This is a genomic window from Streptomyces sp. NPDC060031, from assembly GCF_042736805.1.
In the GTDB taxonomy this organism is placed as follows: Bacteria; Actinomycetota; Actinomycetes; order Streptomycetales; family Streptomycetaceae; genus Streptomyces.
This window is the reverse complement of the sequence record NZ_JBHWVM010000136.1, coordinates 1-15219: the sequence shown is the minus strand read 5'-3', so window position 1 is coordinate 15219 and position 15219 is coordinate 1. Positions and strand designations below refer to the sequence as shown.

At 69.6% G+C, this 15219-nt stretch carries 15 protein-coding genes and 1 pseudogene; 8 read left to right on the top strand and 8 right to left on the bottom strand.

Going from position 1 to position 15219, the window contains the following annotated elements; translation table 11 throughout:
* Positions 1 to 147: 147 nt before the first annotated feature.
* Complete coding sequence (locus ACFWB8_RS34830; protein ID WP_385236603.1) at positions 148 to 942, bottom strand: MBL fold metallo-hydrolase; 795 nt, start codon at positions 940 to 942, stop codon at positions 148 to 150.
* A 93-nt stretch (positions 943 to 1035) separates the two neighbouring features.
* Here ACFWB8_RS34830 and ACFWB8_RS34825 point away from each other — a divergent pair, with 93 nt between their 5' ends.
* The gene (locus ACFWB8_RS34825) at positions 1036 to 1431 is read left to right on the top strand and encodes a winged helix-turn-helix transcriptional regulator (RefSeq protein ID WP_385236600.1); all 396 of its coding nucleotides are present in this window, start codon (positions 1036 to 1038) and stop codon (positions 1429 to 1431) included.
* A gap of 155 nt (positions 1432 to 1586) precedes the next feature.
* Here ACFWB8_RS34825 and ACFWB8_RS34820 read toward each other — a convergent pair.
* A pseudogene (locus tag ACFWB8_RS34820) lies at positions 1587 to 1857 on the bottom strand (helix-turn-helix domain-containing protein); the annotation flags it as partial.
* A gap of 100 nt (positions 1858 to 1957) precedes the next feature.
* Here ACFWB8_RS34820 and ACFWB8_RS34815 point away from each other — a divergent pair.
* Together ACFWB8_RS34815 and ACFWB8_RS34810 are read left to right on the top strand one after the other, a co-directional pair.
* Complete coding sequence (locus ACFWB8_RS34815) at positions 1958 to 2131, top strand: hypothetical protein (protein WP_385236606.1); 174 nt, start codon at positions 1958 to 1960, stop codon at positions 2129 to 2131.
* 86 nt (positions 2132 to 2217) lie between these two features.
* Entirely contained in the window at positions 2218 to 3189 is a 972-nt protein-coding gene (locus tag ACFWB8_RS34810; RefSeq protein WP_385236597.1) for a zinc-binding dehydrogenase, read from the top strand.
* 256 nt (positions 3190 to 3445) lie between these two features.
* Here ACFWB8_RS34810 and ACFWB8_RS34805 read toward each other — a convergent pair whose 3' ends face one another.
* Positions 3446 to 3694 carry an AraC family transcriptional regulator gene (locus tag ACFWB8_RS34805; RefSeq protein WP_385236594.1) on the bottom strand — a complete coding sequence of 83 codons (249 nt, stop codon included), beginning with the start codon at positions 3692 to 3694 and terminating at the stop codon, positions 3446 to 3448.
* 80 nt (positions 3695 to 3774) lie between these two features.
* Positions 3775 to 4041, bottom strand: coding sequence for a PLD nuclease N-terminal domain-containing protein (locus tag ACFWB8_RS34800; RefSeq protein WP_385236591.1), 267 nt, complete (start codon positions 4039 to 4041; stop codon positions 3775 to 3777).
* 906 nt (positions 4042 to 4947) lie between these two features.
* Between ACFWB8_RS34800 and ACFWB8_RS34795 the strand changes: the two genes are divergently transcribed.
* From ACFWB8_RS34795 to ACFWB8_RS34785, 3 genes are all read left to right on the top strand, one after another.
* Positions 4948 to 5178 (top strand): hypothetical protein, encoded by a 231-nt coding sequence (locus ACFWB8_RS34795; RefSeq protein WP_385236589.1) that lies wholly within the window; start codon positions 4948 to 4950, stop codon positions 5176 to 5178.
* A 440-nt stretch (positions 5179 to 5618) separates the two neighbouring features.
* Entirely contained in the window at positions 5619 to 7622 is a 2004-nt protein-coding gene (locus tag ACFWB8_RS34790; RefSeq protein WP_385236586.1) for an RICIN domain-containing protein, read from the top strand.
* A gap of 668 nt (positions 7623 to 8290) precedes the next feature.
* Complete coding sequence (locus ACFWB8_RS34785) at positions 8291 to 10348, top strand: pectinesterase family protein (protein ID WP_385236583.1); 2058 nt, start codon at positions 8291 to 8293, stop codon at positions 10346 to 10348.
* A 270-nt stretch (positions 10349 to 10618) separates the two neighbouring features.
* Here the strand turns inward: ACFWB8_RS34785 and ACFWB8_RS34780 are convergent, their stop codons facing one another.
* Both ACFWB8_RS34780 and ACFWB8_RS34775 read right to left on the bottom strand, forming a co-directional pair.
* Entirely contained in the window at positions 10619 to 11290 is a 672-nt protein-coding gene (locus ACFWB8_RS34780) for a hypothetical protein (RefSeq protein WP_385236580.1), read from the bottom strand.
* A gap of 141 nt (positions 11291 to 11431) precedes the next feature.
* Complete coding sequence (locus ACFWB8_RS34775) at positions 11432 to 12289, bottom strand: helix-turn-helix transcriptional regulator (RefSeq protein WP_385236578.1); 858 nt, start codon at positions 12287 to 12289, stop codon at positions 11432 to 11434.
* 171 nt (positions 12290 to 12460) lie between these two features.
* Between ACFWB8_RS34775 and ACFWB8_RS34770 the strand changes: the two genes are divergently transcribed.
* Positions 12461 to 13198 carry an SDR family oxidoreductase gene (locus tag ACFWB8_RS34770; protein WP_385236575.1) on the top strand — a complete coding sequence of 246 codons (738 nt, stop codon included), beginning with the start codon at positions 12461 to 12463 and terminating at the stop codon, positions 13196 to 13198.
* 29 nt (positions 13199 to 13227) lie between these two features.
* Positions 13228 to 13755: a nuclear transport factor 2 family protein gene (locus ACFWB8_RS34765; RefSeq protein ID WP_385236572.1), complete on the top strand. Its 528-nt coding sequence runs from the start codon at positions 13228 to 13230 to the stop codon at positions 13753 to 13755.
* A gap of 654 nt (positions 13756 to 14409) precedes the next feature.
* On the opposite strand, the gene ACFWB8_RS34760 is transcribed toward ACFWB8_RS34765, so the two are convergent.
* Positions 14410 to 14613, bottom strand: a complete 204-nt coding sequence (locus ACFWB8_RS34760) for a cold-shock protein (RefSeq protein WP_385236569.1) — start codon at positions 14611 to 14613, stop codon at positions 14410 to 14412.
* Positions 14614 to 14861: 248 nt separating this feature from the next.
* Positions 14862 to 15119, bottom strand: a complete 258-nt coding sequence (locus tag ACFWB8_RS34755; protein WP_385236566.1) for a hypothetical protein — start codon at positions 15117 to 15119, stop codon at positions 14862 to 14864.
* Positions 15120 to 15219: the final 100 nt, after the last annotated feature.

Sequence of the window (15219 nt, the reverse complement as noted above, 5' to 3'; positions counted from 1 at the left end):
CAGAATCCAGCTCCGACCCCACCTCATCGACGGCTGCCTCGCCGCCACCGGTCTGGCTATCAACCCACCGACCCCACCCTGAAATCCTGAGTAACTGGCAGCCAATGGGGGCCGGTGGATCGGAGGGCTCGATCGGAGGGGCTGCGGTCAATGGGAGTGGCCGTGGGCGTCTGCCCTCGGCGTCCTCCAGTCGATGCCGTGTCGACGGGCCGCCGCGAGCGCTGTCGTCACGCCGTCCGAGTAGGGCTCGCCGTGACCGGGCAGCAGTGTCGTGGCAGTGATTGCGGCCAGGGACGTCAGGCTGTCCAATGCCTGTGCGGGGTCGTCGTTGAGGGTGCCCGGCATGATCCCGACGGCGCGGCGGCCGGTGACGACGTCGAGGGTCACCAGCGCGTCTCCCGTGATCAGAACATCGCGGTCGGCGAGCAGCAAGCAGCTGCTGCCCGGGCTGTGGCCGGGCGTGTGGATCACCCGAGGCGATCCCGGTATGTCCAGGCGCTGCCCGTCGGTGTAGGACTCGGCATGCAGGATCGGTGGCACGGCGAACAGACCCGCGCGCGCCCAGCGCACGGTGAGGGCAAAGACGTGAGGTTTCCACACGTTTTGCCGAATGCGCCGGGGCGGCATGTGCAGTCCGGCGCCTTTGGCCTGAGCCTCGTCGTCGGGGTGTACGTGCACCGGCCGGCCGGTGGCGTCGGAAAGCCGACGGATGATGCCCAGGTGATCGGCGTGTCCGTGGGTGAGCACGATTGCCCGGACCGCGTCCAGACCTTGCCCCCGTTCCTTCAGCCAGTCCATCAGTGCGGGCCAGTGACCGGGCATGCCGCCGTCCACGACGGTCAGGGCACCCTCCTGCTCGACGACGTACCAGTTGACATGGCCGTCTCCGAAACGGAACACCCCACGGGCAACCTCGATACCGACCTGACGAAGTCTCTGCATCTCGAAGCGCCTCTCCCCCAACAACTTCCACTATGGAAGCTACTGGGGATACTACCCATTCACTTCCATCATGGAAGCCGCTAGGCTGACGACATGCGTTCGTCCCTCGCCCTCGACAACTGCCCCGCCGCCCGAGCCCTGGACGTGGTCGGCGAACGATGGGCGCTCCTGGTGGTGCGTGAAGCCCTCGGCGGAGCCCGCCGGTTCGACGAATTCCGCGATCGGTTGCAGATGAGCGAGAACACGCTTGCCCGACGGCTGGCGGAGTTGACCGCCGCGGGCGTCCTTGGGCGCACGCAGTACAGCCTCAAACCCGCCCGCTTCGAGTACCTCCTCACCGACAGGGGGCGCGCCTTGGTGCCGGTGCTCGTAGCCTTGGCCGCCTGGGGAAACGAGTGGACTGATCCCGATCCCGATCTGCCGGGGCCGCCCGCGCGACCGGGCTGGCTCGACGACCGTGTCTCGGGCGCCGCCGAGCGGAGGAAATGATCGTCCGCGTCGAGCCGCGGGCATCCGATGTCATTGGCCGGGACGACACCGCGCCCGGCCGCGAACCTGCCTCCGCGGCGGAGGCAGCACGCAGCTGAGGGCTGTCCCGTAAATGATCACGCAGTGAGCAGCGGGTGAAAGGCTGGCTGAGCGCCATCCGGGCTGAGCAGGCGGGGACGGCCTCCCGCCCATCGAGGGTCCGGGCAGGCCGGACCGATCTCGTTGAACCGGTGGATCACGCCGCGGACGGTGTCCTCGTCGGCCTGGACCAGCTGGACGATCACTGGGACGCGTTCCCGCCGGCCGAAGCCGGCGGCACCATCGCGCGCCGGTAGCGTCAGCGAACTCGTGTTGCCCCGGGGCACGATCCGCTGCAGCCGCTGCCCCCTGATCGGTCAGTCTGCGCACACGGACAGGCTCGGCCACCGCACCTCCAGCGGTCGGATTGGGCGTCACTGCACATCCGACCGTCACGACCGGCAACCCGGCGAACGTTCCCCGCCGACCGACGATGTTGGATAGCGGCATGGTGAGACGCAAGAAGGAGAAGAAGCGGCTCGCCTTCGGCATTCCGAAGGGGATCGTCCTGTTGGCGACGCCGGAGGGCTGGCGCACCAGCGTCCTCACGGTTGAACGACAAGCCGACTGCACTGCCCCCGGAACGGTCCCTCGGCCCGCTGTCGTGGTCGCTGCGCTGTGATGACTTGACCTCCACTGCACTTGGGGTTTGAGACTCATGGCACGGCCGCCGGGAAGTCCGATGGCCCGAGTGGAGGGGTGAGTGCCATGCGTGCGACACAGGCGATCGAGTTCGGCGGCCCGGAAGTACTGGTTTCGACAGAGGTGCCCGAGCCGGTGGCGGGGCCGGGTCAGGTGCTGGTCGCCGTAGCTGCCGTGGACACGATCTTCGTGGAGACCCAGGTGCGCGGCGGCTGGGGACGGCAGTTCTTCCCGGTCACTCCGCCGTACGTGCCGGGCGGGGGTATTGCCGGTATTGTCCGCGCGACCGGCGAGGGCGTGGACCCGGCGTGGACCGGCCGCCGTGTCGTCGCCTCCATCGGCTTCACCGGCGGCTACGCAGAGCTGGCCGTAGCCTCGGCCGAGGCGCTGGCCGTCGTGCCCGACGAGGTCTCCTTCACGGACGCTGCGGCCCTGGTGCACGATGGTGTGACGGCTGCCAAGCTGCTGGCCACCACGGACGTCCGGCCCGGTGAGCAGGTGTTGATCGTAGGCGCGTCCGGCGGCATGGGAACCGTACTCGTCCAGCTGGTGAAGGCTGCGGGCGCAAGGGTCGTCGGCGTGGCGCGCGGCGACCAGAAGACCGCCCTGGTGCGGGGGCTGGGTGCGGATGCCGTCATCGACGCGGCCGGTCCCGACTGGGTGGCTCAGGCCCGCGAGGCACTCGGCGGCGCGGGCGCGGATGTCGTTCTGGACGGAGTGGGCGGCGAGGTCGGCCTGGCCGCGTTCGCCCTGGTCGCGAACAGCGGCCGGTTCTCGGCCCACGGCGCTCCGACGGGTGGCTTCGCCCCGGTGGACCCGGCAGATGCTGCGGCCCGTGGTGTCCGCCTGCTCGGTATCGCAGACGTCCAGCTGGCGCCCCACGAACGCGCCGAGCTCGCGACGCAGGCCCTCCACGCGGTAGCGAAGGGCGACCTGCGCCCGGTGATCGGCGCCACCTTCCCCCTGGCGCGCGCGGCATCGGCGCACGAGGCGATCGAGTCCCGGGAGCTCGTCGGCAAGACGGTGATCACCGTCTGACGGGGGCGGGCAGACTCTGCCAGTCGCTCTCGGAAGCACAGGACGCACCGCCGGCCGACGTGACATGAAGGGGGGGGGGAGAAGCGGGCCCCAGCCAGGCCCATCGCCTCGGTCAGCCCGCCGGAACGTTCGGCCAGTGCCCTCCGTGTACCTCCTGACCTGCCGCGCCTTCGCACTGTGGTCACCTGGTGCGGTCCAAGCTCAGCCGAGCCCAACGGGCCCTGACCGCGGAAACCCACCGGTCACATCCGGTAGGTCACCGGCCCTCAGGGGGCGGCGAGGGAGGTCGGTTGAGGTCGCGCCAGGATCGTGGGGAGAGACCGTACGCCTGCTTGAACACCTTGCTGAAGTGAGTCGCGTCCACGAAGCCCCAGCTGTGCCCGATTGCAGCGATCGTCCGGTATTGGGCGTTCTGATCAGCGAGGGAGGCGATCCGTGCGGCCGACAGGTCGCGATCACGCAGGTGCGCCCGCAGGTGGCCGGCCCGCGTACACGGGCCGGCCACGCCAACCGTCGAGACCAAACCCCGACGAACTGGTTGAACGGCAAGCCGAAGGCGTGTGCGCCGTGTGGGCGCTCTCGGGATCAGGCGGTGCCCAGGGGGCGCTGGGAGTCGCGGCGGCCGACGAGGAACCAGAGCAGGCTCCCGAGGAAGGGAGCCACGAAGGCGAAAACGATCCAGCCCAGCTTCATCCCTCCGGTGAGGCCAGACCTGGCGATGCTGACCAGAGCCGCGACGAAGAACGCCACGTAGGCGATGCCAGCGGCCGCGACCACACCCACGAGGGCGATGCTGATCGCGCCCTCGCTCGTAGCGGCAAGTGTCATCTCGTGTGCAAGCTGCGGGTTCATCGTACTTTCCTCGTGGTGGGGATTCTGGGAGTTCGCCGGTCGGGCAACCTCCATTGAAGCCATTCTGCCTGCCCCAGGATGCTTGCTATGTCATACTTTGCTCCCGATTCGATCATCCGGAAGTCGGACAGCCGTCCGAGACGAGTCATGACGCCGGGGTGGGGTCGACAGTGGAGCCGCTGGCCGAGGTGTTTGCGATGGAGTGGCGTGAGCCGCGGTTGGGCTGGGACGCGGTGCCTGTCTGGGAGGGGGCCCGCGGGGTGGTCCTGCCCGAGCCGGAGAGCGTCTACCGGCATGCATCGGTGGTTCTCGATGCCAGTGACGGCCCGGTCCGCTGACTGTTGGTTGTCAGCGGGCCTCAGCGCGGTCAGATCTGGCTCCTCTCGCAGGTTGGCGCGCTGCCGTTCCCCGGACCAGCTGGAGCCGGACAAGACGGGGCGACGTTCTTGGACTGGGCCAGGCGATGGCATGACGTCCCCGATGCCCGGGACATGCAGTCGCAGCGAGCAGATCTCTGTGACCTTTTCGGCCTCTGCCGACTGCACTGCGCGGTGCCTCGAGCCGCGCTGGTGAACGCTTCGGCGAGCTCGCGGTGCGGCTTCCCTCCGCGGCGCCACCCCTCTTCAGGTGGGCGGCATCTACGTCCGGGCCGTCCTGGGCCGCTTTCCGTACGAGCCGGATGAGCGGTGCAGCGCACCGGTCTGGGTCACCAGCACCGTCACCTGCCGACCGGTCTCGCCATTCCCCAGCATCGCCATTCCCCAGCATCGCCGGTGCCCGGCGAGAAGCACAGTATCGACCAGCAGGCCGGCTGGGGCGCCGCCTGGATGGCCGGGCCCGTGAGGCACGTTCGGCGGGTGCCAGGCGCGGGCAACATCGAGCGGGGGTGGACCCCAGCCCGGCGCGGTGGAGCTCGGCGACCCGGTGACGCAGATGCCGTCCCAAGCCGACCGCGGCCCTGGCCGGATCGGCGGCGGCGTCTCGGACCACCAGCTCGATCGGCCGTCCGTCGATTCCGTCGGCGTCATTGACTCCACTGACGGCCAGTTCGAGTCCCACGAGCAAATTCGGGCCAGCCTCGGCCCAACCTGGTCTCACCAGTGGCACGAAGGCGTCGAGCCGCTTGCCGTGCCCTGACCTCGAGATCATAACCCCGCGATCCCATCGAGATCAACCATAGTTGATTGTAAATCAACTTCTATCTCAATTGTCTGACTTGACCCGTCGGCCCCTTCCTGCTGGAGGACGCTCCAGCGCGTGTGATGCGGAATTAGCGATTCCAGGCGCATGGATCCGCACACTTCAGCGCACGTGTGCGTGCTCACAGGGGCAGCGAGTTGACGAACCGACAGGCGAGCGGGATATGTTGCGGCAGGTATTCACGTCTTCAATTGCCGATGCGCGGAAGGTTGAATCGCTCTCCTGATGGCCTGTGCCGCGCCGCCCCTCGGGCAGTGATGCGGCAGCCGAGGCTCCATCAGGAAGGGCCGCCACGAACCAGGATCGTGGTGCCGGCGCCAAGCGGCTCGTGGGACCCGCGCCCGGATTCAAAACCTTTGCGTACCGAAAGGATCACCATGTCAGCAAACGGTTCACGCACTGCGTGGGCTGCCACCCTGCTCGCCACCGCGGTGGCAGGTGGATTCCTCACCGCCGCCCCCGCCGCGGCCCTCAACGGCAGCGGCGTGACGAGCGGAAGCTATGCCTTCGCCGCGAACCTCAACATCGGCGAGAAGTCCGCCTGCTCGGGCGCTCTGGTCGACGCCCAGTGGGTGATCACCGCGGCGTCCTGCTTCCGTGACGGCACGACGCCGCTCGCCGCCGGAAAGCCGGCCGTGAAGACGACCGTCACCGTCGGGCGCACCGACCTCACGCAGCCCACTGGCACCGTGGTCGAAGCGGTGGAGCTCGTGCCGCACGCCGACCGCGACCTGGTGATGGTCAAGCTCGCCTGGCGGGTCGTCGGGGTCGAGCCGGTCAAGGTCGCCTCCACGGCCCCGGCGGTCGGCGAGCAGCTGACCTCGCTCGGGTTCGGGCGGACGAAGACGGAATGGGTGCCTCAGAAGCTGCACTCGGGCGTCTTCGCCGTGACCTCCCTCGACGGTGGCGCGCTCGGTCTGGACGGTGTCGACGGCGCGACGATCTGCAAGGGCGACGCGGGCGGTCCGGCCGTACGCCAGAAGGACGGCGCCGTGGAGCTGGCGGCCGTCAACTCCCGCTCCTGGCAGGGCGGCTGCCTCGGCACCGACCCGGCGGAAACCCGTACCGGCGCCATGGACGTCCGCATGGACGACGTGGCCGGCTGGGTCGACCAGGTCCGCAAGACCACCCCCGAGGTGCGCCTGCAGAGCCTGGTCCCCCAGGTCACCAACGTGATGGCGACGGGCGACTTCAACCGTGACGGCCGCACCGACATCGCCGCCGTCACCACCGACGGTAACCTGCACACCTTCGCCGGCCGGTCCGACGGCACCTTCGAATACGGTCGCCTCATGTGGAAGGCGGACGGCACCTGGAGCCCCGCCACCAAGATGATCGGCGGTGACTTCAACGGTGACGGCATCACCGACATCGCCTCCGTGTGGAGCAACGGCGCGCTGCGCCTGTACACCGGTCAGTCCGACGGCACCCTGGCCGCGGGCAAGTCGATGTGGGCCGACGAGAAGACCAACTGGAACGGCATGCTCCAGCTGGCCCGGTTCAAGGCGGACGGCTCCGGCCGCGACGGACTGCTCGCCGTCTGGGGAGCGGGTCCCAAGGGTGCCCTGCACGCCTACACCACCGGCGTCGACGGACTCCTGAACGGCCAGAGCCGGAACATGTGGCGCGACGCCTCGTGGCAGGGCATGCAGCAGGTGGCCACCGGGGACTTCAACGGCGACGGCCGTGACGACGTCGTGGGAATCGCCGGCGACGGGGCCCTGCGGCGCTACAGCGGCAACGCCGCGGCCGGTCTCGACGACGGCGTCGCGATGTGGCACGACACGACCTGGAACGGCATGTCCGTCCTGCTGTCCGGCGACTTCAACGGCGACGGCAAGACCGACCTCGGCGGCCTGTGGAGCAACCAGCAGCGCTTCAACTTCTACAAGGGCGACGGCAAGGGCGTCATCGCCGGGGGCGTCAACGCCTGGCCGTCCCCCGTCCCGGTGCCGGCGGCCGGTCTCCTGCGCAACGCCAACAGCGGCAAGTGCCTCGAGATCGTGAACTCCAGCAAGGACAACGGCGGCGTCGCCCAGCAGTGGACCTGCGGCGGCCAGCCCGGCGCCAACTGGCAGTTCCGGGCCACCACCACGGCGGGCGTCTACGAGATCGTCAACGCCAACAGCGGCAAGTGCCTCGAGATCGAGAACTCGAGCAAGGTCAACGGGGCCCGCGCCCAGCAGTGGACCTGCGCGGGCATCCCGACCCAGCGCTGGACCATCTCGCAGGCCGGCAGCACCGTCGGCCTGAACATCACGAACGTCAACAGCGGCAAGACGCTCGAGATCAGCAACTCCAGCAAGGACAACGGCGGCGCGGCCCAGCAGTGGGGCCACTCCGCGGACCCGTCCTTTGCGCCTCAGACCTGGAACATGTAACCGGTTCTGACAAGCCCGGCACCTTCCTGTAACGGCCGCGCTCACATCGGTGAGTGCGGCCGTCCGGGTCGGCGGCCCCAGAATGCCGCAGCCTGTGCAGGGTTCCGTTCGGCAAGGGGTGAGGCACGGCGCGTACGGGTACGGGTGGGTCGGCCGTGCCAGGAGGAGTGAGGACGCGTGTGGGCCGCCACCCGGCGAGGGTGGCGGCCCACACGCCGGATGTCGTTCCTGTGGGTACGGCTGCGCGGCCTTGGCAGATCTGCCGCGGTGTGACTCCCGGGCCCCGCCATGCGCCGGTGCCGGATGTGCACAGCTGCCTCCCGCACCGACCCTTCCCCGCACGGCAGGAACGCAGCAGCAGTGGCGCGCCGCCGGGTGGCCGGCCCTCGGGGCGCCGGGACCGCCCCGCAAGCACCCTGAGGCGCTGCCAGCGGGCACAAGTCGCTGTCTGCTAGGGGCGGTCCGGTGATCGCCGAGGGCCTCCTCCGCCGGGTCGTCGAGGCGGCCCGCACTACTCACAGTCGTAGAACGCACCCTTGTTCCTGATGAGCAGGGGCTTGGAGTACCACGCCGGATTCTCCTTCCGCCCCGGACGCGCGGCAACCTTTTCGCCTGCGGTGGCAACTGGCGGGTGTACACCCACCATCCACCCACCAGGACAGTGAGCAATGCGAACCATTCAGCACAAGGCACGGCACCGCAGGCGCAGGCTCGGCCTGACAGTGGGCATCCCGTTGGCAACGGCCACCGCAGTGGGCGCGTCGTACGGCGGGGCCTTCGGGGTGTTCGGTGAGGACGCCCGGCCGAAGGCCGAGGCGGCCACCGCCGCTCCGGCCTGGGCCAGGGAAGCCGCGGACGGTTTCGCCTCGGTCAACGCGCTGGGGCAGAACGGCACCTACGGCGGGCGGGAGGGCGCGATCGTCACCGTGAAGAACCTCGCCGACCTGGAGAAGTACGCGACCGACTCGAAGCCGTACGTCATCGTGGTGGCGGGGACGATCACCATGGCCCCCAAGGGCAAGGAGATCAAGGTCGCCTCGGACAAGACCATCGTGGGCTCGGGCACCTCGGGCCAGATCGTCGGCGGAGGGTTCTTCCTGGGACAGGGCGTACACAACGTGATCATCAGGAACCTGACGATCCGTGATTCGTACGCCGGCACGTGGAACGACAAGGACCACGACTGGGACGCCATCCAGATGGACGGCGCCCACCACGTGTGGATCGACCACAACAACCTGCGGAACATGGCCGACGGACTGATCGACAGCCGCAAGGACACCACGTACCTGACGGTGTCCTGGAACCAGCTGAAGAACGACAACAAGGCCTTCGGCATCGGCTGGACCGATCACGTCACCGCCGACATCACGATCCACCACAACTGGTTCCACGAGACCGAGCAGCGCAATCCGTCCACGGACAATGTGGCGCACGCGCACCTGTACAACAACTTCCTGCAGGACGACCCGGACTCGTCCATCACCTCCTCCTACGGCAACTACGCGCGTGGCGGGACCAAGATGGTGCTGGAGAACAGCTACTTCGAGGGGTTCAACAACCCTGTCACCAAGGACAGCACCGCGACCCTCGTGCAGCGCGGCAACGTCTTCGTCAACACCACCGGCCGCAACGAGAGCGGCGGCACGGCCTTCGACCCGAAGACGTACTACAGCTACACCCTCGACCCGACCGCCGATGTCCCCTCGAAGGTGAAGTCCGGCGCCGGCCCCCGCCCCGCCATCGGCACGGCGACCTCCGTCGCTCCCGCCACGACCACCTTCACCGTGGCCAAGGACGGTTCCGGCCGGTACAAGACCATCCAAGCCGCCGTCGACGCCGTACCCGCGAACAACACTTCACGGGTCGTCATCACCGTCAAGCCCGGCACCTACCGGGAAACGGTCAAGATCCCGTCGAACAAGCCGCACGTCACCCTGCAGGGGACCGGCGGCAGCCGCAAGGACACGGTCATCGTCTACGGCAACGCCTCCGGCACCCCCAAACCGGGCGGCTCGGGGACCTACGGCACCTCCGGCAGCGCAACCGTCGCGGTCGAGGCCGACGACTTCCAGGCCCGCAACCTCACCGTCTCCAACGACTTCGACGAGAAGGCCAACCCCGACGTGAGCGCACAGGCGGTCGCGCTGCGCACCGCCGCGGACAAGGTCCTCCTCGACAGTGTGATCATCACGGGCGACCAGGACACCCTGCAACTGGACAGTGCCACGCGTGCGAAGCCCGGCCGGGTCTACATGACGAACTCCTACGTCGTCGGTACCGTCGACTTCATCTTCGGCAGTGCCACCGCCGCGATCGACCGCTCGGTGATCACCCTCAAGAAGCGCTGGGACGGAACCTCGGGAGGCTGCGTCACAGCGCCCAGCACCCCCGCCGGCCGCAAGGGCTTCCTGATCGCCAACAGCACGTTCAACGGCGATGTGGCTCCCGGGAGTTTCGCCCTCGGCCGGCCGTGGCACGCGGGCGGCGACGCATCGCTCGACCCCCAGACCACCGTGCGCAACTCCACGCTCGGCAGCGGCATCGGCGCCGCCCCGTGGTCCGACATGGGCGGCTTCTCCTGGAAGGACGACCGCTTCGCGGAGTACGGGAACACCGGCCCGGGCGCCGGCACCCCGAGCGGCAACCGCCCGCAACTGCGCGACGACCAGGCCTCCGGCCAGGAGGTCGGCGACTGGCTGGGCGACTGGACGCCCGGCTCCTGAGGTCCGCCTTTGAGGGTGTGCGCCCAGGCTCAGGCCCTCCAGGATGTCCTCCCGCACCGCCTCCCAGCCCTTGCCGTCCAGCAAGCGGGCGCGCGGGTCGGACCAGCGGTGCTCGGTGGAGGGGTGGATCGGCCCTGGGCCGCGGCGGAGGGATCGTTGCGGCGGGACCGGGCCGGCGTGAGACGGGGGCGCGGCCGCCAGTCATCGAACGGGTCACCTCGCTTGTAGCCGCCTCCCAGCAGCTCTCCCGTGTGAAGTAGCGTTCCGGCGTCAGGAGCCGTCGGCGGCCTTGCGCAGCTCGTACAGTTTCCCGGAATCCGGGTGACCGATGTGCTGGTAGATGCCGGGCTTGCGGTCGGTGCCGCCGACGCTCCAGGCCGGCCAGGAACACCCCGGGACGTGGATGCGGACCTCCTGGGTCCACACGTTGCGCCCGGGCTCGTACGACCAGGTGCCCGGCCCCGTGCACTGGTGTGACGGGCCGCTGGGGTCGTCGTCGGGGTCGTGTACGCCGACGCCGGAGGCCGTGACCCGGCCGTCGGAGGTGAAGACCAGCGAGCCGCCCCGGTGGTCGACCCAGCTGCCGGCCATGGCCGTCGGACCGATCGCCGGCGGCTCGTACGCGGGCAGCAGGCCGGCGGTGAGCCCGAGTGCGCCGAGGAGGCCCGTTCCCGCCACCACCACCGTCCCCCACAGGGCCACTTGCCGGACCAGTCCCATGTGCCGGGGCCGGGCAACCAGGCCGCCCACCGAGAGCGCGGCGGTGGCCTCCGCCCAGAAGACGAGCACGGGCCGCGCCTCCACCCGGTTGTACGCCGCGAAGGCCCAGATCGGCGGTGCCACCAGGGCCGCCACCATGAGCGGCACCCACCACCACGCCTCGCGGCCGCCGATCCGGCGGCCGAGCAGGTCGGCCAGCGCCACCGCCGGCAGCACGAACACCAAGGACAGTACGACCGCTTCTGATGCACGGCCAACCCCCCTCGTGGCACGGCGAAATGAACGCGTCCGCCCGGCCGGCGGTGTGGATCCATTCTGCCAGCCGGGCTGAACGTGTTCAATTCATCAGGGGGCCGGATTGTTTCAGTGGTCGGCGGCAGATCGCGCCACGTCGATACCGTTGCGCGAGGCGTGGAGGGTGCCGAGGAGAGTGAGGGCCTGGGCGCTGGGGGTGGCGGGTTCGGCCTGGTAGACGACCAGTTGCCGGCCCGGGGCCCCGCGTACGTCGAAGGCCTGGTAGGCAAGGGTCAGGGGGCCGACGTCCGGGTGGAGGCAGTGTTTGACGTCCAAGGTCTTGCCCCGCACGGCATGGGTGTTCCACAGGCGGGTGAAGTCCGCGCTGTGCTCGGCCAGGTCACGGACGAGGCTCCGTAGGCGCGGGTTGTCAGGCTCGAGGCCGGCCGCCTGGCGCAGGTGGCCCACGACGGCTTGCGCCGTGTGGACCCACCGGGTGTGGAACCGCCGGCCCGCCGGGTCGAGGAAGACCATGCGGGCGAGGTTGTCCGCCGGCTCGAAGGGCGAGTACAGGGCTTCGGCGAGGGCGTTTGCCGCGAGGACGTCCAGGGCCCGGTTGATGACGAACGCCGGGGCGCCTGGGTAGCCGTCCAGCAGTTGGCGCAGGCCGAGACCGATCTGGTCCGGGGCGGTGGGCGTGCCCACAACGGCTGGCGCCGTCCCGGCAAGTTGGTGCAGGTGCGCGTACGCGTCGGGGTCCAGACGCAGGGCGCGGCCGAGGGAGTCGAGCACTTGGGCCGAGGGGCGGCGTTCGCGGCCCTGTTCCAGGCGCGTGTAGTAGTCCGCGTTCACACCGGCCAGGACCGCGACCTCTTCCCGGCGCAGTCCGGTGACCCTGCGCACGCCGTGGACGGGCATGCCGACGTCTTGGGGGCGTAGGCCCGCTCGGCGGGCGCGGAGGAATTCTCCCAGCTGGTTGTCGGGCATGCCGTCAGGCTAGGCGATGACGACGAGGTGCTGCCTGGGTGCGGTGTACCCAGGCAGCACCCGTCCTGGTCGGTGCGCCACGGCCTGCCCAGACTCGGTGGTGCGAGCGGGGACGAACTCTCCTGATCCCGCCGGCTTTTACCCCCTACTCCGCCGATAGGAAGAACAGCAATGACAGACGCAGCCAAGGTCGTGGCGATCACCGGAGCGAGCAGCGGCATCGGGAACGCGACCGCCCGCCGGCTCGCCGCCGACGGGCACCACGTGTTCCTCGGCGCGCGCCGCACCGACCGTCTCGACGCACTGACCCGCGAGATCACCGCCTCTGGCGGTACCGCGGCGTTCCGCCGGCTGGACGTCACGGACGCCGCCGACGTGAACGCCTTCGTGACCGCCGCCCGCGAGCGCTACGGACGGGTGGACGTGATGGTCAACAACGCGGGCGTGATGCCGCTCTCGCCGCTGGACGCACTGAGGGTCGACGAGTGGGACCGTACGATCGACGTGAACGTGCGGGGTGTCCTGCACGGGATCGCCGCCGCCCTGCCCTTGATGCGTGCCCAGGGCGGCGGGCACTTCGTGAACGTCGCCTCCGTGGGCGCGTACGAGGTCTCTCCGACGGCCGCCGTCTACTGCGCCAGCAAGTTCGCCGTCCGCGCGATCTCCGAGGGACTGCGCCAGGAGTCCCCGGACGGCAGCATCCGCGTCACGCTCGTCTCCCCCGGCGTGACCGAGTCCGAACTCGCCGACGGCATCAACGACCCCGCTGCCAGGGGAGCCATGAAGGCCTACCGTGCCGTGGCGCTGCCCGCCTCCGCCATCGCCGATGCCATCACGTACGCCATTTCCCAGCCGGCGCGGGTCGACGTCAACGAGATCGTGGTCCGGCCCGCCGCGAGTGCCCAATGACCCACCACCCTTTCGCGAAAGGTAATGACATGACCCATATGCCCTACACCACCGCCGTCGATGACGATCTGTCCCGCAGATTGGGGGTCTTGGAGGACAAGGAGGCGTTGCGCGCACTCATGATCCGTGGATGGCGGGCGCTGGACCGCAAGGACTGGCGAGCCTGGTCCGGCTGCTGGGCGCAGGACGCGGTGCTGGAGTTCGGGCCGTGGGGGACGATCCGCGGGAGGGAGGCGATCAGGGCCAGGGTGGAAGAGGCGGAAGCAACCTACCCGACCATGCAGCACCACATCCTCAACTCGCACTTCGAGGTGGCGGGCGACCGGGCCACCGGAATCGGCTACATGTGGTTCGTGACCGATCCCGCGCCCGGGACGGCCACCTCTCCCTACGCCCTGGGCGGGCCGTACGACTGGGAGTTCCGCCGGGAGGGCAGGGGCTGGGTCCTGGTCCGCCAAATTCTGGGCGTCTGGTGGACCGAGGGCGAGGACCCCTTGGGGTCCGTCTTCGGAGACCATTCGGGTGGTGGATCAGGGCGGGGGCACACACCGCGATGAACCCGACCGGGGAGTCGTGCCCCGACCGGGGAGTCGTGCAGCGCCGCGGCCCCGCCGCCCGCGCCGCCCGCCAGTCCCCCGCCACGCCGCCAACGACACCCGCTGCCGACCCGCAGCCGCTGTGACTGGCGGCGCACTTGGCCCCTCCGGGCCGGCCAAGTGGCCGCTCATGTTGCGGGCGGCCAGCTGAAGGCCACCGGGCAGTCGGCCCTCGGCGGCCACGGGATCGCCGGTCCGCAGGGAGAGCTCTGCCCAGCGCAGGCGGCGCCAGCGTGGTCCGGGATGCTCGCCCGTCAGCCCGAGGGCTAGGGTCTGCGCGTAGCCGGCCGTCAGCAGCCGACCGCTGCCCTGTGTGCCTGAGCCTTGGTGTGGGCGCGCCGCTGAGACTCGGTGCCGATCTCGATGATGTTCCGGTCGCAGTTCACCCGGTCCGCGATGGCCGCACACCCTCGGTGGTGCCCTTCGCAGCCTCGGTGGTGTACGGCCGTAGTGACCAGCGGAACGGCCAATGACGCCCAGCACTTGACCTTGAACAGCGGAGGACCCCGGCATGGTATCGCCGGGGTCCTCCGTCATACGGGCGTATTCGGATCGGAGCGCCACAGGCTGCCCGGGGAAGCCAGGCTGAGGTGGCCGCAGGCCGATCGGAGAAGGTCAGGCCAGGTTGATGTTCTCCGCCTGGGGGCCCTTCTGGCCCTGGGTGACGTCGAACGTCACGGCCTGGCCTTCCTGGAGCTCACGGAAGCCCGAGGAGTTGATCGCCGAGTAGTGGGCGAAGACGTCCGGGCCGCCGCCCTCCTGGGCGATGAAGCCGAAGCCCTTCTCCGCGTTGAACCACTTCACAGTTCCCGTAGCCATGTTCATGCCTTCCAGTCGATGAACGCCTCCCGCACATGCGGAAGACGGAGGTGATCGCCCTGGTTCCTGCGGCACAGCACAGCAAAACGCCCACGCCGAAAGCGTGGGCAAAGGGAACTTCCGAACCACGACAGCTGACCCAGACGTTACACGCCCGCACGCCCTGTCACCACAGGAAACGACCCGTACGCCACACCCAGACATAAGTGCCAGGGACCCGCCGAGCCCGGCGGGCGCGTACCACCACCTCAGGCGGCGGCCGCCGGGTTCGCCGCTTCGGCGGTGCGGCGGTATGCGGCGTTGAGGTGCTGGGCCTTCTCGAGCGGGTCCTCAAGGATGATGATCTGGCAGGCGGCCTCGACGGGGGTGCCCTGGTCGACGAGTGCGCGGGCGGCGATGCGCAGCTGGTAGCGGGCGTAACGACGGTGCCCGCCCGCCGAGCGCAGCGGGGCGTCATCGAGACGGCCGAACGAGTCGTCCGCCGTCCTCGCACCTCTGTGGAACACGCGGAGGGGCCCTGGTGCCTATGGCACCAGGGCCCCGAAGGAACTGCTACACCATCTGCCGGCCCTGATACTGCGCCGGCCTTCTGTTTCCGCAGACCCG